The sequence below is a fragment of the Bacillus coreaensis genome (assembly GCF_050586445.1).
Taxonomy (GTDB): Bacteria; Bacillota; Bacilli; order Bacillales; family Cytobacillaceae; genus Robertmurraya_A; species Robertmurraya_A coreaensis.
This window is the reverse complement of record NZ_JBOCCY010000018.1, coordinates 50,515-73,467: the sequence shown is the minus strand read 5'-3', so window position 1 is coordinate 73,467 and position 22,953 is coordinate 50,515. Positions and strand designations below refer to the sequence as shown.

24 protein-coding genes are annotated in these 22,953 nt (G+C 40.2%); 2 read left to right on the top strand and 22 right to left on the bottom strand.

Going from position 1 to position 22,953, the window contains the following annotated elements; all coding sequences use genetic code 11:
• From ACQ5H4_RS20010 to acpS, 7 genes are all read right to left on the bottom strand, one after another.
• Window positions 1-357, bottom strand: coding sequence for an STAS domain-containing protein (locus ACQ5H4_RS20010; protein WP_066060023.1), 357 nt, complete (start codon window positions 355-357; stop codon window positions 1-3).
• Window positions 354-1,187 carry an RsbT co-antagonist protein RsbRA gene (locus tag ACQ5H4_RS20005; RefSeq protein ID WP_430776747.1) on the bottom strand — a complete coding sequence of 278 codons (834 nt, stop codon included), beginning with the start codon at window positions 1,185-1,187 and terminating at the stop codon, window positions 354-356. The genes ACQ5H4_RS20010 and ACQ5H4_RS20005 overlap by 4 nt, the downstream gene beginning before the upstream one ends.
• 312 nt (window positions 1,188-1,499) lie before the next feature.
• Window positions 1,500-1,850 carry a type II toxin-antitoxin system endoribonuclease NdoA gene (ndoA, locus tag ACQ5H4_RS20000; RefSeq protein ID WP_019156408.1) on the bottom strand — a complete coding sequence of 117 codons (351 nt, stop codon included), beginning with the start codon at window positions 1,848-1,850 and terminating at the stop codon, window positions 1,500-1,502.
• 4 nt (window positions 1,851-1,854) lie between these two features.
• The gene (locus ACQ5H4_RS19995; protein WP_066060032.1) at window positions 1,855-2,136 is read right to left on the bottom strand and encodes a CopG family ribbon-helix-helix protein; all 282 of its coding nucleotides are present in this window, start codon (window positions 2,134-2,136) and stop codon (window positions 1,855-1,857) included.
• Window positions 2,137-2,336: 200 nt separating this feature from the next.
• Window positions 2,337-3,506 carry an alanine racemase gene (gene alr / locus ACQ5H4_RS19990; RefSeq protein WP_430776746.1) on the bottom strand — a complete coding sequence of 390 codons (1,170 nt, stop codon included), beginning with the start codon at window positions 3,504-3,506 and terminating at the stop codon, window positions 2,337-2,339.
• Window positions 3,507-3,630: 124 nt separating this feature from the next.
• Entirely contained in the window at window positions 3,631-4,647 is a 1,017-nt protein-coding gene (locus tag ACQ5H4_RS19985; protein WP_430776745.1) for a LolA family protein, read from the bottom strand.
• 172 nt (window positions 4,648-4,819) lie between these two features.
• Window positions 4,820-5,176: a holo-ACP synthase gene (gene acpS, locus ACQ5H4_RS19980; RefSeq protein WP_430776744.1), complete on the bottom strand. Its 357-nt coding sequence runs from the start codon at window positions 5,174-5,176 to the stop codon at window positions 4,820-4,822.
• Between the two features lie 125 nt (window positions 5,177-5,301).
• On the opposite strand from acpS, the gene ACQ5H4_RS19975 reads away from it, so the two are divergent.
• A complete protein-coding gene (locus ACQ5H4_RS19975; protein WP_430776743.1) occupies window positions 5,302-6,024 on the top strand; it encodes a rhomboid family intramembrane serine protease in 723 nt (240 codons plus the stop codon).
• 8 nt (window positions 6,025-6,032) lie between these two features.
• Here ACQ5H4_RS19975 and ACQ5H4_RS19970 read toward each other — a convergent pair whose 3' ends face one another.
• The 5 genes from ACQ5H4_RS19970 to ACQ5H4_RS19950 form a co-directional block, all read right to left on the bottom strand.
• A complete protein-coding gene (locus ACQ5H4_RS19970; RefSeq protein ID WP_430776742.1) occupies window positions 6,033-7,487 on the bottom strand; it encodes a PH domain-containing protein in 1,455 nt (484 codons plus the stop codon).
• Window positions 7,480-7,956, bottom strand: coding sequence for a PH domain-containing protein (locus tag ACQ5H4_RS19965; RefSeq protein ID WP_430776741.1), 477 nt, complete (start codon window positions 7,954-7,956; stop codon window positions 7,480-7,482). The genes ACQ5H4_RS19970 and ACQ5H4_RS19965 overlap by 8 nt, the downstream gene beginning before the upstream one ends.
• 71 nt (window positions 7,957-8,027) lie before the next feature.
• Window positions 8,028-8,990, bottom strand: a complete 963-nt coding sequence (gene uvsE / locus ACQ5H4_RS19960) for a UV DNA damage repair endonuclease UvsE (protein WP_430776740.1) — start codon at window positions 8,988-8,990, stop codon at window positions 8,028-8,030.
• Window positions 8,991-9,400: 410 nt separating this feature from the next.
• The gene (gene cshA / locus ACQ5H4_RS19955; RefSeq protein WP_430776739.1) at window positions 9,401-10,885 is read right to left on the bottom strand and encodes a degradosome RNA helicase CshA; all 1,485 of its coding nucleotides are present in this window, start codon (window positions 10,883-10,885) and stop codon (window positions 9,401-9,403) included.
• A 341-nt stretch (window positions 10,886-11,226) separates the two neighbouring features.
• Window positions 11,227-11,919 (bottom strand): alpha/beta hydrolase, encoded by a 693-nt coding sequence (locus ACQ5H4_RS19950; protein ID WP_430776738.1) that lies wholly within the window; start codon window positions 11,917-11,919, stop codon window positions 11,227-11,229.
• 209 nt (window positions 11,920-12,128) lie between these two features.
• Between ACQ5H4_RS19950 and ACQ5H4_RS19945 the strand changes: the two genes are divergently transcribed.
• Complete coding sequence (locus tag ACQ5H4_RS19945) at window positions 12,129-12,962, top strand: Cof-type HAD-IIB family hydrolase (RefSeq protein ID WP_430776737.1); 834 nt, start codon at window positions 12,129-12,131, stop codon at window positions 12,960-12,962.
• Window positions 12,963-13,005: 43 nt separating this feature from the next.
• Here ACQ5H4_RS19945 and ACQ5H4_RS19940 read toward each other — a convergent pair whose 3' ends face one another.
• The 10 genes from ACQ5H4_RS19940 to ACQ5H4_RS19895 form a co-directional block, all read right to left on the bottom strand.
• On the bottom strand, window positions 13,006-14,382 hold the full coding sequence (locus tag ACQ5H4_RS19940) for a UDP-N-acetylmuramoyl-tripeptide--D-alanyl-D-alanine ligase (protein ID WP_430776736.1): 1,377 nt from the start codon (window positions 14,380-14,382) through the stop codon (window positions 13,006-13,008).
• 49 nt (window positions 14,383-14,431) lie between these two features.
• Complete coding sequence (locus ACQ5H4_RS19935) at window positions 14,432-15,505, bottom strand: D-alanine--D-alanine ligase (RefSeq protein ID WP_430776735.1); 1,074 nt, start codon at window positions 15,503-15,505, stop codon at window positions 14,432-14,434.
• A gap of 285 nt (window positions 15,506-15,790) precedes the next feature.
• The gene (locus tag ACQ5H4_RS19930) at window positions 15,791-16,879 is read right to left on the bottom strand and encodes a D-alanyl-D-alanine carboxypeptidase family protein (RefSeq protein WP_430776734.1); all 1,089 of its coding nucleotides are present in this window, start codon (window positions 16,877-16,879) and stop codon (window positions 15,791-15,793) included.
• A gap of 124 nt (window positions 16,880-17,003) precedes the next feature.
• On the bottom strand, window positions 17,004-17,387 hold the full coding sequence (locus ACQ5H4_RS19925) for a VOC family protein (protein WP_430776733.1): 384 nt from the start codon (window positions 17,385-17,387) through the stop codon (window positions 17,004-17,006).
• Window positions 17,388-17,413: 26 nt separating this feature from the next.
• Window positions 17,414-17,977, bottom strand: coding sequence for a cob(I)yrinic acid a,c-diamide adenosyltransferase (locus ACQ5H4_RS19920; RefSeq protein WP_430776732.1), 564 nt, complete (start codon window positions 17,975-17,977; stop codon window positions 17,414-17,416).
• A gap of 13 nt (window positions 17,978-17,990) precedes the next feature.
• Window positions 17,991-18,587: a histidine phosphatase family protein gene (locus ACQ5H4_RS19915; RefSeq protein WP_430776731.1), complete on the bottom strand. Its 597-nt coding sequence runs from the start codon at window positions 18,585-18,587 to the stop codon at window positions 17,991-17,993.
• Window positions 18,536-19,327: an adenosylcobinamide-GDP ribazoletransferase gene (cobS, locus tag ACQ5H4_RS19910; RefSeq protein WP_430776730.1), complete on the bottom strand. Its 792-nt coding sequence runs from the start codon at window positions 19,325-19,327 to the stop codon at window positions 18,536-18,538. The genes ACQ5H4_RS19915 and cobS overlap by 52 nt, the downstream gene beginning before the upstream one ends.
• 32 nt (window positions 19,328-19,359) lie before the next feature.
• Window positions 19,360-20,838: an adenosylcobinamide amidohydrolase gene (locus ACQ5H4_RS19905; RefSeq protein ID WP_430776729.1), complete on the bottom strand. Its 1,479-nt coding sequence runs from the start codon at window positions 20,836-20,838 to the stop codon at window positions 19,360-19,362.
• Window position 20,839: 1 nt separating this feature from the next.
• On the bottom strand, window positions 20,840-21,901 hold the full coding sequence (locus tag ACQ5H4_RS19900; RefSeq protein WP_430776728.1) for a FecCD family ABC transporter permease: 1,062 nt from the start codon (window positions 21,899-21,901) through the stop codon (window positions 20,840-20,842).
• Complete coding sequence (locus tag ACQ5H4_RS19895) at window positions 21,864-22,835, bottom strand: ABC transporter substrate-binding protein (RefSeq protein WP_430776727.1); 972 nt, start codon at window positions 22,833-22,835, stop codon at window positions 21,864-21,866. Before ACQ5H4_RS19895 ends, ACQ5H4_RS19900 begins: the two co-directional genes overlap by 38 nt.
• Window positions 22,836-22,953: the final 118 nt, after the last annotated feature.

Sequence of the window (22,953 nt, the reverse complement as noted above, 5' to 3'; positions counted from 1 at the left end):
TTATTCCCCCAATTCCTGATGTAATTTCTCCAAACCTTTTTCTAGATCCAAAGCTGTTAGGACATCATCTAAACCAATTCCTAATTCTATAAGAGTAATCGCCACCGCTGGCTGAATACCTGTAATGACAACTTTAGCACCCATAAGTTTAGACATATTAATTACATCACCAAGCACCTTTGCGATGAATGAATCAATAAAATCAATTGAAGTTATATCAATCACTACACCATTTGCGCTTGTTTCGTGTATTTTATGTAGCAAATCTTCCTGAAATTGAAGGGCCGTTTGATCGTCCAATTCCCATTGAATCGATACTAGTAAGCAATTGTGTAATTTTAGAATTGGTATCCTCAATTTTCTCCCCCCGTGCTGATAATCTTCTTGTTCATTATTTCAAGGGCTGACTCGATTCCCTTTTTTAGTGTATTTTTTGTTGTAATCTGATTTAAATTAATCCCAAGATTGACGATGGTTTGTGCTATTTCCGGACGAATCCCGACTAGCATACATTTAGCCCCAACTAACCTAACTGCATCGGCAGCTTGAATAATATGATGAGCGACCATTGTATCAACGACCGGAACACCCGTAATATCTATAAGAACCACTTCTGAGCGATTTCTAACCACTCCATTTAACAAGTTTTCCATGATCTGTTTTGCCCTCTCGGTATCTATTGTCCCAACAAGTGGCATAACTGAAATGCCATCAAACACAGGAATTAAAGGAGCGGACAATTCTTGAAGAGCGATTTTTTGAAGTGATACCGTTCGCTCCCAAGTCGAAGAATATACATTAACAATTTCGTTTGTCATCGGACTTATCCAGTTATCAAAGTCATAAATGATTTCCATTCGATTCTTTTCATTTACAATGCCTGTTGCACTCATTCCTTCAAAAGCAATCCTTGCAAAATCTCGTAATCCGTCCGTAACAAAACTTAAAGGCCACGCAAGCCTAACTACTTTTTCAGCAAACTCTACAAGCTTTTCACTATACTTTTCATCAGAATCTTGTAGATTTGAAACAATTAGATCTATGAACTCTCGGCTTGTCCCTACGAATACTTGGTCAGAAACTACCTTTAAAACCCGTTCATCTGACTTTTCCTTCATGCTCTCGATCCACTTTGTAAGTATTTCTTCCCGATTCGTTTGAATATACTGTTCAATATCTTTGTTCATTATATCCTCCCAATTTTAACATGATAGGTTCTTTCATAACGGATTGTCTTTAAACTGTAACGTAAGCTTAAAACCCAATTTTTGTACCTATCAGTAATGATATCAATTTTATGCGAAAGCTTAAACTAATTATGACAATATTGCGACTTTGTTACATACCCTTTTTTTCGAGTATCTAAACATAGAAGAGCCCGCCATAGCAACGTATGTACCGGAATCAAAAAAAAGGATAGCACTTTAGGCTATCCTTCTTTTGCACACTATGATTTCTTTTTCATACAATAAAAAAACGCCCTTAGTAGAGCGTATTTTTTAGAATTCAATTAGACCTAGGCTAATTTGTAAAGCTTCGTCCACTTTCTCCATCATTTCGTCATCGAGATGAGTGATCTTATCGGTCAGACGTTGTTTATCAATTGTACGAATTTGTTCCAACAGGATAACTGAATCTCGTTCGAAACCATAGCGTTTCGCATCAATTTCAACGTGAGTAGGCAGTTTCGCTTTCTGAATTTGAGCTGTAATGGCTGCAATAATCACTGTGGGACTGAACCGATTCCCGATATCGTTTTGGATCACAAGAACTGGACGAACGCCACCTTGCTCGGAACCAACAACTGGGGATAGGTCTGCAAAATAAACGTCACCACGTTTGACAATCAAAGGATTATCCCCCACTTACTAGACGTTCAACTGTGTGTTCTGCCTCATACTCTGCTTGAAACGCTTCTGAAGCAATTGTTAAGTTGATCTTCGCCATCTCCATGTAGCCTCTTCGCATGGATTCACGAATTTGTCTCTTTTTCCGCTCACGCAAGTACATTTTAGTAGCTTGATAAATGAATTCGCTTCTGTTCACATTCTCCTGTTTCACAAAACCATCCAATTCGGTTAAAAGATGTTGCGGTAATTTCACCATAATTTCTGTTGTTGCGCTGGACTCAGACACAAACATACACCTCCACCATCACTACACACCATTTTATCTCTACCATATTTTATAATAACACCAATCCACAACAATGCAAAGGGGCAATAAGTCATACTTCAATATTATCCACCAAAAAAATACCCTTTTATTCATGATGTCTCCAAAGATTCATAAATATGGTTCTTTTTCTATAAATCCTTATTCTAAAAGGGTTTCAACTATACATACGAATGTAAAATATCATTTCTTTGCTCAATCATTTTTCCATATTTTTTATAAATTCTAGGCACACGACTTGAAATAATACAAGGAACTTCATAATTGATTGTTTCTAGTTTTGATGCAATTTCATTCATTGAAATGCTATCTGCTTCTTGTTCGCCAATCAGCGTAACGAGTGTTCCAACGGGAAGTTCTTTAGGTAATCTAACCATGCATTGATCCATGCAGATCCGACCGACAATCGGTACTCGTTCTCCTTCAATCAGCACCTCTTGTCCATATAGCTTTCGGATCCAACCATCCGCATAACCTATTGGCAACGTGCCTATCCACTCAGGCTCACGAGCCGTATACGTGGCACCATAGCTAACCGAATCCCCTTTTTCTAACTTTTTCACATGAATAAGCCTTGTTTGAAGAGAAAATGCCTGTTGTAACGGAAACGGTAGCAATGACTCCATTTCTAATGATGGTGTGAGCCCATACATCCCAATGCCAAACCGAATCGCATTAAATGAAGCTTCACCAAAACGAATGGATGCTGCACTGTTGCTCGCATGGATCATGTCCGGTTTAGCCCTTAAATAGGATAAAAGCTCATGAAAACGCGAGAGCTGCTTTTGAAAATAGCCCTCCTCTAGCTCATCCGCTGTAGCAAAGTGAGTATAGATTCCCTCAAAAAGAAAACATTCACTTGATTCTAGTAGCTCCTCAATGAATGTTAATTCTTCCCTTGAACGGACACCAATTCTTCCCATACCTGTATCAAGTTTTATATGAATAGATAATTTTTCTCCCTCACCTAACATTCCCTTCGCTTGCTGTAACCATTCATATCGAAATACAGTTAATGTAATATTATTTTTAACTGCCACTGATGAATCTTCCGGACGACTGGCTCCTAATACAAGGATTGGAGCTGTTACTCCTTTTTTCCTAAGGGCAATCGCCTCATCTAAAAACGCAACGGCCAAAAGGGTGGCCCCTGCTTCTAAAGCAGTTCTTGCTACTTGTACATCTCCATGACCGTATGCATTAGCTTTAACAACCGCGATTATTTGTACGTCATTTGGCAAATGTTTTTTTAACCGCGTAACATTATACATGATTTTATCTAAATTCACTTCTGCCCATGTATCTCGATAAAACAAAGTATTGTGACTCATGTCTACACTTCCTTCTACTTCCGGTCTTACATATACATACGATTATCGAATCCTTACCGTCGATTGTCAACTTTCTTTCTCTATGCAAAAGAACAGGCTCCACAAAAGGAAGCCTGTTGATTATTTATTTATTTACTTCCCCTTGTACTTCTACCGATCTGGCTAACATGGCCATTTCTTCTTCGGATAAGTCATTAGAGGCAAGCATGTAATCTACACCTTGATACGTCCATGAAATCGTATTTCCTGACATAGCACCAATTGTAAAACCAAGATCAATCGGTTCCCCAGAAACTGTGGTTGATGTAACTGACGCTTCAGCAACAATGGCTTTTTCCTGTACAAGCGTGAAGCTCTTTTCACCATCATAAGTTAAAATCACACGTTTACCATTTTCGGTTTTCACTTCTTTTTCTTCGATTAAGTCCACACCAGCAATCTCTTGTGATGGATACATTACCGTGAACTCTGCATCTTTTACATTTGACATAACAGGAACTTCTAGCTGGGCACCTGTCATATTTTTAGCCATATCAAAATCCTTCGCATCAAAGCTAGCATCAAATTTAACATTTGTAAATTCGACGGTTACTAATGCCTTTCGATCAGAATCCATTACTTTTACACTTACAGGTGTTAAATCCTTTTTAAACGTAATCTCTTGGTAAGGAAGCATCTTGTTGTTTTGATATCTAGTCTTTGTTTCAAATACATAATGATCCTTAGTTGCACTAAATTTTGCTTCCTTATCAGCAATAATATCTTCAATCAGAGATTCATACAAATACGCCTGGCTGCTATTTTCCGGCCAATCACTTTGGAAGCGGAAGCTCTTGTTAAGGGCTGGTGTTAACACAAACACTCCATCGTCATTACGTAAAATCATTTGACTTTGGTCTTTTTGAGCATTCTTTAAATTTACTCGATAGTAAGTAGGAGCTTTGTGCCAAATTTGCACATCATACGTTTGTGGCTCAGTTCCCATTTGCAAAGTCATAGTGGCATCTGCCTTATACCCTTTCAAACTTTCAACCTTCCCGCTTAAATCCTTCACCACATCCTCTTGTGATTTAGATCCACAGGCGGCTAACATAAGTACTGCCATTAGCCCGGCGAATAGCAATAATAATTTCTTCCTCATTCCTTCAACCCCTTTAGTTTCATTTCTTCGTAGTAAGAAGGGTGAGGGAAGGATATGAACTCTTACGATTGTTTAGTAACCGCTAAAGAAACTCGCCGCCATCCCTCGCTCTTCTGTTGCACTATGAATATATGAGACAACCTTGGGGAATATGTCCAACGATTAGAACAAGCTATTTATTTTTTTCAATGACCACCTGCGCAACCGCATACTCTTTACTATGTGAAATGGAGAGGAAGACGCCCTCACTAAAGGGTTTTATAATCATTGGCTGTCCTTTTTCATCCGACTGAATTTCTATGTCTAAAAATGATAACGATTCACCAATCCCCGTTCCAACTGCCTTAGAAAAGGCCTCCTTTGCAGCAAATCGCCCGGCTAAGTATTCCGTTTTCCTTTTGCCGTTATATGTATGATATTTGTCTTTTTCTTTATGTGTTAGTATTCGATCGACGAACTTACTTTGTCTTGCACTTAGCTCCTCAATTCGAGAAAGCTCAACGATATCAACACCTATTCCCGAAATCAAACGTAGCAACTCCTTCTAAATAGTTATTAAGATGCATATGGTGTACAAACTGTAGAGTAATCACGTGTATTATAAATACAAAACAGTTATGATAGTAAAAATAATGAATATATTGGAGGGTACTTATGTTTATCCGAACGGAGAGCTTTAAAGATTTCACCCGTTATTACCCCATTATAACCGGTATTGTCTTTATTCATATTGTTTTGTACTTACTACTGTTTCTCCCCTTCTTTCCAGGTGGGTTGATTTTCGAAAGATTTGCGGGAGTGAATCTTTATATAATGGAAGGTGAGCTTTGGAGACTTGTGACTCCTATCTTTCTACATAGTGGGTTTGCACATCTATTATTCAATAGCTTTTCTCTCGTTTTGTTTGGCCCTGGACTCGAGCATTTACTCGGAAGGAAAAGGTTTATCATCCTTTATTTATCCACAGGAATCCTAGCAAACATTGCCACCTTGATGTTAAAACCATTAACTTACACCCATGTCGGGTCAAGTGGAGCCATCTTCGGATTGTTCGGTATCTACTTAGCCATGATTTTTTTTCGAAAAGAAATGCTTTCTCGAGAGAACACACAGGTTGTGTTGGCCATTGTCGTAATTGGAGTCATCATGACATTCGTTAATGCAAATGTAAATGTGACGGCTCATATTTTCGGTCTTCTTGCAGGTCTTATTCTTGGTTCATTTGCCATTGATCGCGGAAGAGAGCTTACCTCCTCCTTTCAAAGAATCACCAAAAGAACTCTCACTTCTTCCGGCGGCCCCAGAAAGTGGAGTCCCACGTCCATTCTGCTTGCATTGCTTATTTTCTTAGCATTGATTGGATTATTAAGCAGATAAAAAGCGCCTCAAAAAGGCGCTTTTTGGCTATGTGAATACCATTGATAAATCTCTCTGGCATCCTCCTTTTCAATATCAACAATCGTTCCTCCGATTGCTCCCATCCCCGATTTAATGAGGCTTGTCATCGTGGCAAGATTCTTTCTTTTTTGAAAGATACTTTCTTTGTAGTCCAGTGATTGCACATTAGGCTTTTTCATAAATATTGTATGCTTAATTAAGCCTCGATATTGGATATTTAACTGCTGACCCTCAATACTCCATCCCGCATCCTTATATATTAAATACGACCAGGCACTAGAGAACACGAAAAGCATAATCGACAGTAAACCCCATAGTTTAAAAATGGTTATCGCAGCGATCACCAATGGAACAACCATCAATGATCCACGGAGCAAATACCTTGGAAGGGATCGCTTCGGCGGCTTATTAAATGTCTGTGAAGTCGATGAAACCGGAAGATGCTGCTGCAGGATATGAGCAACCTGCACTTTTTTCACAGCGGGTAGTAAAAGCACCTTCGACCCCTCTGTGTTTCTTACAGAACCACCCGCACTAATAATATAAACCGAACATAATCCAAAGGGCTGCCTTAGAATATTTTCTGAAATACGAACGGCTTGGATTCGATTCAACGGAATGGTGATTTGTCTCTTTTCTAACAAGCCCCTTGATATAATAATTTCTCTTTCTGTTTTCTTAACGGTAAATTGAGCGAATTTCACCATCGTTCCAATTAATGCTACTATCCAAGCAAGTAAGAACCCTAGAAAGACGAGTACCGCAACAATAACGATACCATTTGATATCATCTTCTCTACTTCACGATAGGCACTCTCATAAGGGATCAGATCATCTAATTGAGACACAAAGGCCACCATGGCTGAAAGAACCACCCCCACCCCACCAGAGGTAGTAGCTAACAATAGAAGTTCTTTGGAGGTAATTTTATAAATCACATGTTCTTCTACTGTATCTTCCACTTTTGTATCGACAGCCTCTTCAGCAAGCTTGCTCTTAGCCTGGGCAATCGTTTCTTGTATCCAATTCGCTTCTTCCTTTGTAATAGCAGTAAGAACCGCCTCAGCATCTGCTGCACCACTCGATCCAGCTGTTTCTACCTTCACTTTTACCAGACCAAAGGGCCGGTGGAGTATTCCTTCAGAGAAATCAAGACTTTGAATACGATCAAATGGGATGTACCGCTTCTTTCTTACTAGTAAGCCATACTCCATTCGTAGCTCCCCCTCTTCCAATCGGTAGGAGAAACGGAGCCAATTTAATACTCCCAGTCCAAGTACCACAAGCACGACAGCAATGGACCCTACAAAAAACCAAAGGTCTCCCTCTGATGCCCTTGATCCAAAAACAAAGAAGGCAACAAAAGGGACAATAAGCTCTTTAAGCTGTTTGAAAAAATTCGTCACTGCTGATATGGGATGAAGTCGTTTCGAATTAGACATCTTCATCCGCCACCCTAGCTAATCTTGAAATAAATAAACGAAGCTCCTCTGCCTCCTCCATAGGAAGAGCAGGGATTTCGTGCACGGTTGCCGCTGTAGACACGTCAACGGTAGCAAGTCCATACCTTTTCAAAAGAGGTCCCTGCCTTGTATCAACATGTTGTACCCTGATCATCGGGACAAGCGTTCTCTTTACAACAAACACCCCTTGTTGGAGCTCGATTTCTTGCTCTCTTACCTCATAGCGCCACCTTTTCCAGCGTAGCATAGGAAATAAATACACGTATAAATAGACATGTAAAATGGCTACTGCAATCCCGGCTATTGGGATCCAAATGGGCCAGGAGAATATACTTGAAAGCGATATGACTCCCCCTGCCAAAATCGCAACAATGACAGAGGAAAAGGCTCCTGTCATTCGCCATACCGAAAGGGCCTTGTCTGAAATTCGTTTCTGTGGTTCATTCATATTTGCAAGTTCCCCCTACTCCATATAAACTCTTCTCACTTTCATACGGTTTGAGCAGGAAATAAGTTTCATTATTGTATTTCAAAACTTGATTGATCCACCCACCTTATGCCACTTTCCTCCTTCAAATCATGAACTAACTGGAAAAGTGCAGCATCCTTCTTTTTCGCCTCAATCATACAATGTATCTCACTAACAGATCCTTTAATCGTATATAAAAATCGCAAAAACATTTCAGGGTCAATGGTATCAGCATGGGCACGATATTCTTTCTCAGACTTTGGGCTAGAGATATGCATTTTTATCGGTAACTTTGATAAACTCCAAGTCGACAGAACACGATTCCATTCCTTTTCCCAGTCTGGATTTTCATGATTCGCTAAATGGTGGTGATAGTCGAATACTAAAGGAATCCCTAGCTTTTCGCATAAATACAACGTATCTTCGAGGTGAAATGTGATATCATCATTTTCCAACATAATCATCCGCTGAATAGAAGTCGGAACATATGCCCAGTTATGTATAAACTGCTCAAGCGCTTTTTCTTTATCCTTATAGGCCCCACCTACATGCATAACACAACGGTGCTCTGGGTCAATTCCCATTCCTTTGAGCAAGGCTTCATGCATCGCAAGGGTTTTTATCGAATTATTTAATATGTCGGTGCTTTTGGAGTTCAATAGGACAAAATGATCAGGATGGAAATCCACTCGCATCGGATGATCTTGTAAATATTGCCCGATTTCTTTTAGGATACCTTTTAACGGTCTCATATACTTCCAGTCGGTCAATTCCTCATGATTAGCAAGCGGAATGAGCTTGGAACTAAAGCGGAAAAAATGGATCTCATTTGCTACATTATGCTTAAGAAGTCGTAGGCAGTTTGTTAGATTGTTAACTGCTATTCGCTCAAGCTTCTGAATCGCTGCTTCCCGGTCAGAAATTTGCGAGAATTGTTTATACGTCATTGTCTGTGAAGGAGACGCATTTTGCAGCTCCATGCTCATCGCCACATACCCAAGTCGAACAATCATTTTTCAGATCACCTTCGTTATCATGTTTTTGCATAGTTTATGGCAATTCAGCTGTAGTATGTATGAGATAAAGAGGAGTCGCTATGGTTAGCCCCGACTTGCATAAGACGAATCTTCACAGGATGTCTGCCTTCTTGAAGTCAATTTAGAAATTATATCCTGTAATAACCTTTATGACGCGCGAGCTGGAATTCGGTTGCTTTTACACGTCATAAGGACTCACTTATGACGCCTGTGACCGGAAAAGCAGGTGCGTTCACGTCATAAGTAATCGTTTATGACACGTGAGCTGATATATTGATGCTTTTACACGTCATAAAAACACACTTATGACGTGTAAACTAGGAAAACAGTTAACTTAAACGTCATATAAAAAACCCCTAGCTTTCCGGCTAGGGGTTCAAACACATTTAACGATTATAGCTATTCGATCTTGAATCCGTTCTGTTAGAGCCACTGTGGTTCGAACGGCGATTGCCTTGACCTTGACCCTGTCTTGGCTTGTAAGAACCTTTGCTTCTATTCTTAGAATCATACTTTCCACGGCGGTCATTGCTACGGAAATCTTTTTTCATTGGTAATGGTTTCTCTTCCGTTAACGTCACCGGTGTTGAATCCGGCTCCTTCGTTAGCATTTTGAGAACCGCTGCCACGATTGTGGATGCATCTTGTTGTTCTAGAAGCTCATCCGCCGCCTGCTTGTAATATTGTAAGTTCTCAGATTCGATCGATTGGAGAATTTTTTCGATGGCTGCTTTTTGCTGTCCTTCTAATGCCTCATCTAACGTTGGAGGGACCATTTTATCCATCTTTCTCTTGATCGTTTTTTCTACCACTGATAGGTATGATTTTTCTCTTGGCGTAATTAACGTCATCGCCATACCTGTTTTACCAGCTCGGCCTGTACGACCAATACGGTGTACATAGCTTTCAGGGTCTTGTGGAATATCGAAATTGTACACGTGAGTAACACCAGAAATATCAAGTCCACGTGCAGCAACATCTGTTGCCACTAGCACATCAATCGACCCTTCTTTAAACTTTTTCAAAACAGACATACGTTTCGCTTGGCTTAAATCACCATGAATTCCTTCAGCCATATACCCGCGTAAATTTAAGGCTTCTGAAAGCTCATCAACTCTACGCTTTGTACGACCAAATACAATCGCAAGCTCTGGCGCTTGAATATTCAATAGGCGCGTTAAGATATCAAACTTACTCTTTTCCTGAACTTCTACGTAAAATTGTTCAATGGCAGGGACTGTCATTTCCTTCGCTTTTACTTTAACAACTTCAGGATTCTTCATAAACTTCTCAGCCATACGTTGAATCGGTGCAGGCATCGTTGCAGAGAATAAAAGAGTTTGACGCTCCTCTGGAGTTTGGGCAAGAATAGACTCAATATCCTCAATAAAGCCCATGTTTAACATCTCATCTGCCTCATCCAATATCACTGTGTGTACATTTTCAAGGCGAAGCGTTTTTCTGTTAATGTGATCAAGAATTCTTCCTGGAGTTCCTACAATGATTTGAGGGAATTTTTTCAAAGCACGAATTTGTCTATTGATATCTTGCCCACCGTAAATAGATAGAACTCTTGCTCGTTTTCCGTAGCCAATTTTGTATAACTCTTCAGATACTTGGATCGCTAACTCTCTTGTTGGTGCAATAACAATTCCTTGTACTACATTCGAGTTAACATCAATCTTATCGATTAAAGGAATTCCAAAGGCAGCTGTTTTTCCTGTTCCCGTCTGTGCTTGCCCGATCAAGTCCTTGTTTTCCAAGCTAAGTGGAATGGTTTGTGCTTGTACCGGAGTCGCTTCCTCAAAGCCCATTCTCTTTAACGACTTCATCGTTGCTGGACTAATACCTAAATCTTGAAACTTTGTCATCAATGTTACCAATCTCCTTTTGTAACGAAAAATATTATCCCGTGTCCACTTTCCCCGTCGTAAGGGGGACGAAGTGAAACTTTCTCTGCATACGGCATCTTATGAAAAGTGCTCTTTAGGTAAATAAGAGCAATCAGAAGTTTCACTATGTATAAGGTAATTTAGCATCTATAAGTCAGGTAACACACCCAACCGTCTTAATCACTATAAAGTGAACAAGTATATCAAAGTGAAAAAAGACATTCCCCAAGTGGAGTATGTCCGAAAGTTATCCTTCTCGTTGTCACTTTGAAGTTATCTTACCATCTTAAGGAACTGAATGCAATGAAATAGGTCTCCTCCTATTCCTCCCCTTTAAGAAACGATAACACTTCTTCAAACAGCTCATTTCTTTCCTCGCAGTGGCAAATCAGGTGCTTCGCATTCTGATAAAAAACGATTTTCTTTTCCGTCGCACTGATTCTTTCAAAAAGGAAACGAGCACTTTTTGGAGGAACAATTCCATCCACATTGCCTTGTGCAATAAAGGTTGGGATATGAATCTCAGGCAGCAACGGTCGAACATTAGTTACCAATCGTCTAAATTGCATCGTCGCTGCTAATGGCGTTTCTTTTATTTTTCGTTTATAGCGGAGAAACATTTCATTTTCTAATAATCCACCTCTAAACGTATCTTTCACCATTTCTTTTATATCTAATGCCAACTGCTTTGGATTCATATAATAGGCAGCCGCACTCAACAAAACAAGCTTATCGACCGGATAATGAACCGCTAAATAGCTAGCAATCATTCCTCCCATTGAAAAACCAATCACATACACTTCATCACATGTTTCTAAAAGAGACTGTAATTCTCTTTCCGCGTGATCAATCCAATCATGGTAGGCGACTCCCTTAAGTTGCAGTGTTTCACCATGTCCTGGAAGAGTTGGTGTAACGATTCGCCAGTCTGTATGTTTTTGTAAAAATAAAACTAACGGCTCCACCTCAAAAGGTGCACCGGTAAAACCATGGATACATAGACAACCAATCACCTTTTCTCCCCCTTTACCAATTACTTTACATTTCTATTTTACACCCTATTTCTGTAAAAGGAAGATTTATTATTGTAATTTTACACTTTTAGAGAGGATTCGGGTTTAATTAGCCATTGGTTATATTTATTCTCCAATGATTTCTGCTATTCGTGAGAGTCATAATGTAGTAGGATGATAGAGTAACGCTTTAAAGAAAGGATGTTATTATGACTCTTCCATACAAAATGATTGTGTTAGATTTAGACGATACTTTGCTCAATGACGAACATACTCTTTCAAAAAGAAACAAAGAAGCTTTAATGGCCGCGCAAGAGCTTGGGGTGAAAGTGGTTCTGGCTTCTGGCCGACCAACATTCGGAATGGTTTCTATTGCGAAGGATTTACAACTAGATCAATACGGAAGCTATATACTTTCCTTTAACGGCTCAAAAATCATAAACGCTAAAACCCATGAAGAAATGTTTAATTCTACACTCTCAAGTGAAATGGCTCACCGTCTATACGACTTGAGCAGACGCGAAGGTGTGGCGATTTTATCTTATAAAGATGAATCCATTGTCATTGAAGAGGCCAACGAATATGCAGATATTGAAGCCACAATTACAGGTCTTCCTATGCAAATCGTTGATCAATTCAAGGCAACCATCACAGAGCCTGTTGTAAAAGCCATGATGCTTGCACATCCAGATGTTCTTGTAGACGTTGAACAAACACTTATTAAGGAAGTAGGAGAGGAAGTAAGTGTGTTCCGTTCGAAGCCTTTCTTCTTAGAATTCACGGCTCTGAACGTGACAAAAGGAACAAGCCTCCATCAATTAACTAAAAAGCTTGGCATAAAGGCTGAAGAAGTAATCGCGATCGGTGATAGCTACAACGATATTACGATGATTGAATTTGCCGGCCTTGGCGTCGCGATGGGGAACGCACCAGACGCGATTAAAGATATTGCTAATCACGTAACCGACACAAACAACAACGATGGTGTTGCTCAAGTGGTTGAGGATTTTATTCTTTCGAAGGTAGAAATCGCAACTAAGTAAAGAACAAACGTCCCGGAACTTTTCCCCGGGACGTTTGTTCTATCTATTTCTGCAACTCATGAACTACTTCTTCTAGACGCATTCCTCTCGATGCTTTCACAAGCAAAAGAGTCTTATCGTCTGTGTATTTCTTTAGTTCGGAGATTAACTCCGGTTTACTATCATAAGCTTTTACTCGATCCTCTGGGAGTACAGACTTTGCTCCCTCTGCTATGAATTGACCGAGCTTCCCAAATGTAAATACATAATCGATTGCTTCCTTATTCACACCAGACCCGATTTCATAATGGAAATTCTCTTCATTTGGGCCAAGCTCCAACATATCACCGAGTACAAGAATCTTTTTCTCATAACCAGAAAGAGTGGTTACCAAATCGATTGCTGCCCTCATGCTAGTTGGACTCGCATTATAAGCATCATTGATGATTTTCTCACCTTTCGCTCCAGGAACAAGCTCCATTCGCATGCTTGTCAGTTTCAATTGAGCAAAGCCCTTATTCATCTTTTCAAATGGAACATCAAAGTAGTTCGCAATGAGCATGGACCCTAAAGCATTTAAAATATTATGGGTACCAAGAACCGGCAAATGAAACTCTTCATTCCCCTTATTGATCGTAAACGTACTGCCGTCATCCTTTTGGTCGATTGATACCGGGTATAAGGTGTTTTCACTAGAACGACCAAATGTTTGGAGCTTTGCACTTCCCTCATAATGTGATAGTCCTTTACTTAGAAGTGGCTCGTCTCCATTATAAACAATCAAGCCATTCTCATTGATTCCTGAAATAATCTCGAGCTTTGCTTTCGCAATATTTTCCCTGCTACCTAAGTCCTGTAAGTGGGATTCTCCGATATTTGTCACGATCACCACATCTGGTTTTGCTAGCTTTGACAAAAACTCAATTTCCCCTAGTGCACTCATTCCCATTTCAACAACGGCAATATCCGTGTCCTCTTCAAGTCTTAACAATGTTAAAGGCAAGCCAATATGATTATTAAAATTCCCTTCCGTCTTTTGTACCTTATAGGAAAGAGAAAGGAGGTTCGCGGTCATATCCTTCGTTGTCGTTTTCCCGTTACTACCGGTTATGCCTACTACTTTAACATGAAGCTCATTTCGGTAACTACTTGAAAGCTGCTGTAAGGCCTCTAATGTATTTTCAACGATTAGAATCGGAAGTCCAACAGGTGGGTTAGGCACATCCTTTTGCCATAGTGCTGCAGCCGCACCATCTTGAATAGCCGCTTCTACAAATTGGTGACCATCCGAATGGGCCCCTTTAAAAGGGACAAATAAATTCCCCTTATCTATCTTCCTCGAATCAATCGAGACTCCAGAAATCTCTACCTGTTCAAACGGATCCACTTCATTTATGACTGTCATCATTTCCGTTAGTTTTTTAATGGTTCTTTTTATCACTCTCGTTCCTCCTACTCGGAAAACACGGCAATTACTTGCCGTGCCTCCATTAAAACGTATACTTGATTTTTTGCTTTTCCGCGTGGCGCTCTTTGGCAAGGTCCACTAGCTTTTCAATTAACTTTGGATATTCTACGCCAGTATGCTTCCAAAGAAGCGGGAACATGCTAAACGGTGTGAATCCAGGCATAGTATTCACTTCATTAATATAGGCCTTTCCGTCTTTTGTTAAAAAGAAATCCGCACGAACTAGTCCTGAACAGTCCAGTGCTTTGAATGCTTTTATCGCTAATTCCTTCAACTGGCTGTACTCTTCCTCACTAATTTCAGCTGGAATGATTAAAGCTGTATTTCCATCTTCGTATTTTGCTTTATAATCGTAAAATTCAACCTTAGGTACAATTTCTCCAGCAACCGAGCATTCAGGGTCATCATTTCCTAATACAGCAATTTCGACTTCTCTTGCTGTCACCCCTTGCTCGATAATGATTTTACGATCGAATTGGAAAGCTTCTTTACATGCTAGTGCAAGTTCCTCACGGTTGGAACATTTGCTAATTCCAACGCTAGATCCAAGGTTTGCTGGTTTAACAAAACAAGGATAGCCAAGCTCTGCTTCTACCTGATTATAAGCCTCTTCTGTGTTTTGTTCAAAACTGCTGCGGATAAAAGATACATAGTTCACCTGTGGCAAACCAGCTTGAGCAAATACATTTTTCATTAATACTTTATCCATACCTACAGAAGAAGAGAGGACACCATTTCCTACATACGGAAGGTTTAACAGTTCTAGTAATCCTTGGACGGTACCATCTTCCCCGTTCGGACCATGGAGAAGTGGGAAAATGACATCATAGCCAGCTTCTTCCCCTTTACTTGATAACGCAGGTGTTAAAGAGGTTGGCGGGAGAGCATCACCTTCTGTAAAAATTAATTCTTTTACCGTTTCAACCGGGCCAGTTAACAGACCACCACTTACCCAGCTACCACTTTCCGTTATATAAATAGGATGTATTTCAAATTTGCTATGATCAAGCGCATTAATTACTGCTAATGCTGTTTGTAACGACACTTTATGTTCAGCAGATTTTCCACCGTATAATAACCCTAACTTCGTTTTCATAAACGTACCTCCATATAGTCATTGCCTTTACTATTTTACCACTATCTATTTTAAGAAAGGAACCGTACTTCTGTGCATTTATGTAGTTTTTTTCCCTAAGCCCTTCGTTCTATACCTATGTCATAACTAGCTTGCTTCACAACCTTATTCCTATTAACAAAATAAAAAGACGCATAAATTTATGCGCCTCAAATTTTAAAGGTGATTTCCGCTCCAGGCGCTTGCTTTCCAGGAGTCAAGCGCCTTCCGCTCTAATCAACTAGATACTCTTTAATATCAAAGCACCTAGTTAAAAAGCCTCTTCAACCAGGAGTCATTGTCATCGTTCTCTGGTTTTGGTAGATCTTCTCCGAGTAGATCTGTCTTTCCAATTTCTTTCCCTAGAACAAGTACTTTAAGCTCGCCTACTTTTCCTTTTCGTATGTCCTTTTGTTTAGATGGCTTAAATTTGACTTCAACACTTTCTTTTTCCTCTTTTGTCATTGGATAGACGATTTCATGTTCTGGTACAACTCCACCTAAGTAAGAGCCCTGGAAGGAGGCAAATTTCTCTTGGCTAACTACCTCTACTCGCTCATATTTTTGAAAGGCCATGTTAAATAGGGACATATGGTCTTTCCAATCTTGCCGGTCATTGATCGTGACGACAATCAATTTCAAACCATCCTTTTCTGCCGTTGATACAAGAGTGCGTTTCGCTCGAATGGTATAGCCTGTTTTTCCGCCTGTTGAATATGGGTACAGTATCGTAAGAAGCTTATTTTTATTAAACCAAGTTCCGATCGAACGATTTAAACTTTTACAATGATATTCTTTTGTTCCTGAGATCTTACGGTACTGTTCATTTTGCATCGCATATTTGGTGAGCAAGGCCATGTCGTAGGCTGTAGAATAATGATTTTCATGGTCATCTAAGCCATGCGGGTTCGCAAATACCGTTTTGGTCATGCCAATTTCTTTCGCCTTTTTATTCATCATTTTGACGAAATAGTCTAGGCTCCCCCCCACATGTTCGGCTATAGCCACAGCTGCATCATTTCCAGAACGTAGCATCAATCCATATACAAGGTCTTCTAGTTTTATTTTATCTCCAGGTTGTAAATAGAGAGAGGACCCTTCCGTGACGGATGCCTTTTTACTGATGGTCACCATCTCATTCATTTTCCCAGATTCAATCGCTAATGTCGCAGTCATAATCTTCGTGATACTAGCAATACGCATTGGCGTGTGAGCATCTCTTTCAAATAATACTCGTCCTGATTCTTGCTCCATTAATATAGCCCCTTTTGCAGCAATGGCATGGCTTCTGGTTGGAACAGCTATCACCGTTGACAAAAGTACTAAATATACGAGTATCCATTTTAAGTGTCTCATTCTATCCCCTTTCTAACATCAGTAGCAAGAATTATTTTTTGAGTTTGATGGTTTTTATATACTTAAATCCAATAAAAAAGCATAAAAAAATCGATCCTTCATAACAAAAGGATCGATTTTTCTTTTAAGGAGTAGGAGTGCATATTTCTATATAATGCCCGTCTGGATCTTCCACATAAGCAACCTTTTGGCCCCATGGTTTCTCTGTGGGCTCAAGCAAAACAGGTACTCCCGCTTGACGAAGTCGGTCTACAAGCCCCTCGACATTCTCTGTCACAAAACCTAACTCAAACGTATGACTTCTTTGAATACCATCTGGGATAGGCAATCCCGTCACTTCTCTTCCGCCCGCCCTTGTATTCATGCTTAAGATCGTCGAGCCTGTTTCATATTCAATGTAGGAACCAAACTCGTTTCGAAGCTTTAACCCGAGTAGTTCACCATAAAATTGCTTTGTTTTTTCTAAGCTGTCCACGTACAAAATGACATAACCAAGCTTAACTTCCATCGACAATCTCCTCTTCCCTACTTTATCTAATTTCGAAACACCTTCGCACTTCTTACATATTCCACATCTTTGACACCTAAACGGAAATTTATTACTCTCGCCAAAGCAAAAAAGTAATCTGAAAGGCGGTTTACATACTGTAAGCACACAGTTGGGGTGGTCGAATCTGCCTTTGATAAACTGACAATTAGACGCTCAGCGCGACGAGCAACAGTACGAGCAATATGAATCGTAGCAGAAGCCTTTGTTCCTCCTGGTAAAATAAATCGTTCAAGCGGTGGCGCTTCCTCGGTATACACATCAATTCTTTGCTCTAAGTACTGAACTGCATCCTCAGTAAGCTTCGGAACCCGCTTAGCCGTTACATTAGCTAAATCTCCCCCGCAGTCAAATAACTCATGCTGAATTTTCTCCAAGTCTGCAAGAACATCCCCAAACACATCTTCATTGAGCTCAGATGCCACTTGTCCAACAAAGCTATTCACTTCATCAATCGTCCCATACGCTTCCACTCGGATATCATCCTTATCCACTCTTCCACCGATGATACTTGTTTGCCCCTTATCTCCCGTCTTTGTGTAAATCTTCATTTGCTCATCCCCTTTAAATGGATACTTTCTTTAGTGAAAAGGCTCGTTCTCCCTTTTCAAAGTCTCTTTTCGAAAATAGTAATTCATAATAATAATCATGGGACACATTCCAGTCCCAGTATGCTCGTTCGTCTGGTGCAAATCTAGCTAATAAATGCCTGATCACACCTGCATGAGTGACCACAAACGAACGTTTCCAATGATTATTTTTCACTTCCGAAATCATCTTGTTCCAACCCATATCAATTCTTCTTACAAATTGCTGAAAGCTTTCGCCATTAGGTGTGGCTGCTTCTTTGTAATGATCAAGCCATTGATTATACTCTTCATTATCCTTTAAGTCGTCAAAGGTACAACCCTCAAAGTCACCAAAATGCATCTCCCTTAGCTCACTCATTCGGATTGGTTCTACCTCAGGAAAGAATGCTTGTAACGTGGCAACACAACGTCCTAAATCGCTCGTAAAACACCCTTCATAGGTCGTTACTAATGGTGAGGGTTGATGGCATAAAGGGGAATCCGTCCACCCTAGATAGGCTCTTTTTTTATTTGCCTCTGTTAGGCCATGCCTGCATAATGCCATAACCACACAATCATCCATAAAAACCATTCCGTCCCTTCTGCAGATGCTCCTAACACATCTCCGGTTATTCCGCCAAACCAGTGCACTGTTTTTTTTCGGATTAATAGAAAACATAGAAAAGCACTTGCTAATAACAAGAGGAACACGGGAGTAATCGCTGGAAAGAACAGGGCTAATCCTATTAACATGACCATACAATAGAAAGGATAACTGAGTAAAGAGATCTTGCTCAACCGTTCTCTAAAAAACGCTGCAAGTCCCTCATTCTTTGCCAGTGGAGCAAGCACTAATAACGCACCCATCACTCCCCTACTGAAAAAAGGAATGAACAGGATGATGATGTAAGTGTAAGAATGAGCAAAACTCGTGATTTCATATAAAAACAAATAGCGACCACTTAACAGCACAATAGCAGATAACACACCAAATGCTCCTGTTCGGGGATCGCTCATAATTTCTAATCGTTTTTCCTTGTCGCGATAGGAAAAGAACGCATCGCTTGCATCCATCCAACCGTCTAGATGAAGACCTCCTGTAAAGAAGATCCAAGCCAACCATAAGATGAAAGCAATGGCGACTGTCGATAATGGGGTCCACTCTATTAAGGTGAAAAGAAGGACCGAATACATGCCTCCTTGTAAAATTCCTAATAACGGGAACATGCCAACCGCACGTTTCATATGCGTGGCATCCATTGGCAAGTTCATGTTAACAGGAATTGATGTAAAAAATTGTAAGTTTAATAGAAATGCACGGACAGTTTTCACAGCTTTTCCTCCAGGAACAATTTTGAACGAGATTAACTCATGCCTTCTTTTCTCAATCTAGATTTACGAATGGCTTCCGTTGTACATTCGAGGACTCCTCGGCTAATTAATCGACCTAGTTGAGTAAAGGAGCCTGCATATTCAATGGATGTCCCCTTTTGCGTAGCTGCAATTAAGATGCTATCTGTTGATGTACCTGTTGCGAGTGTACCGGTATTTAAGTCTAGCACCTCTTCATTTTGCAAGACCTTCACTTTTACTTCTGTTGCTGTCATGATGGATTGAATAAATGCTTCCTCAGACAATTCACCGTTTACAAAGATCCACGTATTGATGGTACCTGGCTTATAATCAAACACTTCTCGATCCATAACAGATGCGTCTATGGCATTTCCAACACCTGCCGTCACGACTATAAAAATGGAAACCTGGCCATCTATATAAAGCTTATAAGTGACATCTTCAAGCTTAACAGCGGTCATCATTCCAACCGTTTCCCCTGGAAGGAACCCATTTCTTTCTAAGTAGTGGGCCATTTCTTTTTTATGGTCACTACAATTATAGGTTTTGTCTACATGGCGATTAACAAAGTTCTGATACCAACCCGTTCCAGAACCAATTACTCCAGAGCTCATCGTTTTTAAGGGTTGCTCCGTTTTTACTACAATTCTTTCTGATGAAGCATGAATCACTGATGGATCAATTTGATATACATCTTCTATCTGGTCATTTTCCCACTCTGGTAATAACACCATTTGTGGAACCGGAACCTTTGGATGAGGCTGTTTGGCAATTTTCGTATGATAAACGGTTTGAATTCGATCTTGTTTCAACACTTCGTTCGGAGTATCTTCTATTACAATCTTCCCCTCGTGAAGGAGTAGAAGTCTGTCGCAGTATAAGCCCGCTAAATTGAGATCATGGAAAATGGAAACAACCATCAATTCACATTCCTTTGACCACTTTTTCAACAGATCAAACAACTCTTTTTGATAACTTAAATCTAAATGGTTGGTTGGTTCATCAAGAAGAAGGATACGTGGTTCCTGAGCAAGTGCCTGAGCTAAGTAAACCCTTTGTCTCTCTCCACCAGATAAGTCTTGAATATTTCGGTGTTGGAGGCTCAATGTTCCCGTTTGCTCCATGACTCTTAAAACCGTTTCCTCATCTTCTGTGCTCCAGCTATGAAACCAGCCTCTTTGATGGGCATAACGCCCAAGTGATACGGTTTCTTTTACCGTGTAGGAAAATGGATCTGCTGCATGCTGAGGCAACACCGCAATCAGCTTAGCAAGCTCCTTGGGAGTATAATTGGAAAGCTTAGTACCATCAATGGAAATGGTTCCTTCAGAAGCCGGCAAAATTCCACTTATCATTTTTAAAAGTGTGGTCTTACCGCTTCCATTCGGTCCAAGAATTCCGAGCATCTCGCCTTTTCTCACTTCAAAGGAAATATCCTTTACGATAGAATTACCAGCGTATCCACCACTGACATGCTGAATGTGTAGCATGTTAACCACTTCTTTCTGCTTTTGTTTTTAGGAGAATCACAGCAAAGACAGGTGCCCCGATCAGAGCGGTAATCACTCCAATTGGAAGCTCGATAGGAGCAATGATGGTTCTTGACACTAAGTCAGCTAAAATTAAAAAGGCACTTCCAGTAAGAACCGATAACGGAAGTAGATGCTTATGATCTGGCCCCCAAAGCATTCTTGCTAAATGCGGAATAACCAATCCAACAAAACCAATCGTACCTGAAACAGCTACTGCGCTGCCAGTTAACATGGAGCCTGCCATCAAAATAATATGTTTTCTTCGTTGGACATTCACTCCAAGATGATGAGCTCTTTCCTCTCCAAACGACATCGCATTTAATTCTTTACCGTTAAAAATTAAGATAGCTGATCCTATAAGGAAGAATGGGAGAATAATTTTTATGTATACCCATCCTCTCATGGAAACGCTTCCTAGTAGCCAACCAATAATTTGACGCAACTCCTCACCTGTTAAGGCAATCATTAATGAGATAAGGGCACCAAGAAAGGAACTAAAAATGATCCCTGTTAAGATTATCGTCTCCACCCGCATCGATCGCTCTATTTTTTGTGCAAAACCTAATACGAGGAAAATAGTGATAAAAGAGAACAAAATACTGAGAACAGGAAGGGTGAATGCTCCAATGACTGGAAGGGACAGTTGAAAAAACAAAGTAACAACTGCTCCAACTGAAGCACCCGAGGAAACTCCTAATGTATAAGGGTCTGCCAGTGGATTTCTGAGTAAACCTTGAAAGGCAGCTCCAGCAATAGCTAGAGCCGCTCCAACAAGTCCTGCTAAGATGACTCTTGGCAGGCGAATATTCGAAACAATGTTGACATGCATTTGGTCAATTCCATCTAGTGAAACAAACGGAAAAAGTTGTGCAAGTAATATTTGAATCGTACTTAAAACTGGAACTTTCACGGTTCCTAGTGAGATGCCTAGTACTATAGCCAGTAGGAGAAACGAGGCTCCCATTAAGTAGGCTGCTATTCGATTAGTTATTAAATACTTCCGGATATACGGCTTTTGCAAGTTCCTCTACCCCTTCAACGACCCTTGGACCTGGTCTGTTAACAAGATCTGGATTAACATCAACCACCTGCTTATTTTTGATCGCACTCACATCCGCCCAACCTTCTCTTGCCATGAGCTGACCTACAGGGTCTTCAATGTAATTATAAGTAGCAATAATGACATCAGGATTACGTTCAAGGATAGATTCTTGGTCAATGCTTGGCCAGCCCTCAAGATCTCCCGTCGCATTTTCTGCATTTATGGTTTGTAGCATGACATCCATGAATGTGTTTTTACCAACTGAATAGATATCTGGAGCTGGAGATATCTCAATATATACCTTTTTCTTTTCTGTCACTGTTGCTGCCTTTTCCTTAATTTCTTCAATCTTGGCTTTCATGTCAGCAGTTAACGCTTCTGCTTCTTCTGTTGTTCCTGTCAGTTGACCGATGATACCAATTGTATCGTAGACATCTTCAAAATTAACGGCATCATTTACGATGAAAACCGTGATACCTGCATCCCTCATTTGCTGAAAACCAGCTTCAGAAGAGGCTGCTGAAGATTCGTGTGCTAACACTAAATCTGGATTAAGTGCAATAACTTTTTCAATATCTACATTGAAATCGCCTACTTTTTCGACTTCTGCTGTTTCTTCTGGGTACGTATCATTTGTTGTAAGCCCGACAACTTTATCTCCTAGGCCCAATTCGTAAATAATTTCTGTGTTACTAGGTATTAGAGAAATGATTGATGTTGGTTCTTCCTCTATTACTACTTCATTGTCTAACGCATCTTTGATTGTAACTGGAAAGGCTGCTTTTTCCGTTTGTTCCGTTTGACCTTCTGTGTTTTGGTTTTCTTCTGTGTTTTCAGTTGTGCTCCCACAACCAGCAAGAATTCCTAGTGATAGTACGAGTAATGCAAATAGTGCGTAAAATTTTTGACGCATGTTCTTTCCCCCTGTGATATGTACAAAATAAAAAGCATCTTCCTACAGAGGCAGGAAGATGCTGGTATGATAGACGTTATACATTAAATGGAAGCCCATAAAATAGGTAGAGGTCTGC

What these genes read in the sequence shown, in the direction of transcription:
- ACQ5H4_RS20005 (WP_430776747.1), bottom strand. Translation starts at nt 1,187, where the DNA reads ATGAACAAAGATATTGAACAGTATATTCAAACGAATCGGGAAGAAATA.
- alr (WP_430776746.1), bottom strand. Translation starts at nt 3,506, where the DNA reads ATGAGTCACAATACTTTGTTTTATCGAGATACATGGGCAGAAGTGAAT.
- ACQ5H4_RS19985 (WP_430776745.1), bottom strand. Translation starts at nt 4,647, where the DNA reads ATGAGGAAGAAATTATTATTGCTATTCGCCGGGCTAATGGCAGTACTT.
- ACQ5H4_RS19975 (WP_430776743.1), top strand. Translation starts at nt 5,302, where the DNA reads ATGTTTATCCGAACGGAGAGCTTTAAAGATTTCACCCGTTATTACCCC.
- ACQ5H4_RS19970 (WP_430776742.1), bottom strand. Translation starts at nt 7,487, where the DNA reads ATGTCTAATTCGAAACGACTTCATCCCATATCAGCAGTGACGAATTTT.
- ACQ5H4_RS19965 (WP_430776741.1), bottom strand. Translation starts at nt 7,956, where the DNA reads ATGAATGAACCACAGAAACGAATTTCAGACAAGGCCCTTTCGGTATGG.
- uvsE (WP_430776740.1), bottom strand. Translation starts at nt 8,990, where the DNA reads ATGATTGTTCGACTTGGGTATGTGGCGATGAGCATGGAGCTGCAAAAT.
- cshA (WP_430776739.1), bottom strand. Translation starts at nt 10,885, where the DNA reads ATGACAAAGTTTCAAGATTTAGGTATTAGTCCAGCAACGATGAAGTCG.
- ACQ5H4_RS19945 (WP_430776737.1), top strand. Translation starts at nt 12,129, where the DNA reads ATGACTCTTCCATACAAAATGATTGTGTTAGATTTAGACGATACTTTG.
- ACQ5H4_RS19935 (WP_430776735.1), bottom strand. Translation starts at nt 15,505, where the DNA reads ATGAAAACGAAGTTAGGGTTATTATACGGTGGAAAATCTGCTGAACAT.
- ACQ5H4_RS19930 (WP_430776734.1), bottom strand. Translation starts at nt 16,879, where the DNA reads ATGAGACACTTAAAATGGATACTCGTATATTTAGTACTTTTGTCAACG.
- ACQ5H4_RS19925 (WP_430776733.1), bottom strand. Translation starts at nt 17,387, where the DNA reads ATGGAAGTTAAGCTTGGTTATGTCATTTTGTACGTGGACAGCTTAGAA.
- ACQ5H4_RS19920 (WP_430776732.1), bottom strand. Translation starts at nt 17,977, where the DNA reads ATGAAGATTTACACAAAGACGGGAGATAAGGGGCAAACAAGTATCATC.
- ACQ5H4_RS19915 (WP_430776731.1), bottom strand. Translation starts at nt 18,587, where the DNA reads ATGGTTTTTATGGATGATTGTGTGGTTATGGCATTATGCAGGCATGGC.
- ACQ5H4_RS19905 (WP_430776729.1), bottom strand. Translation starts at nt 20,838, where the DNA reads ATGCTACACATTCAGCATGTCAGTGGTGGATACGCTGGTAATTCTATC.
- ACQ5H4_RS19895 (WP_430776727.1), bottom strand. Translation starts at nt 22,835, where the DNA reads ATGCGTCAAAAATTTTACGCACTATTTGCATTACTCGTACTATCACTA.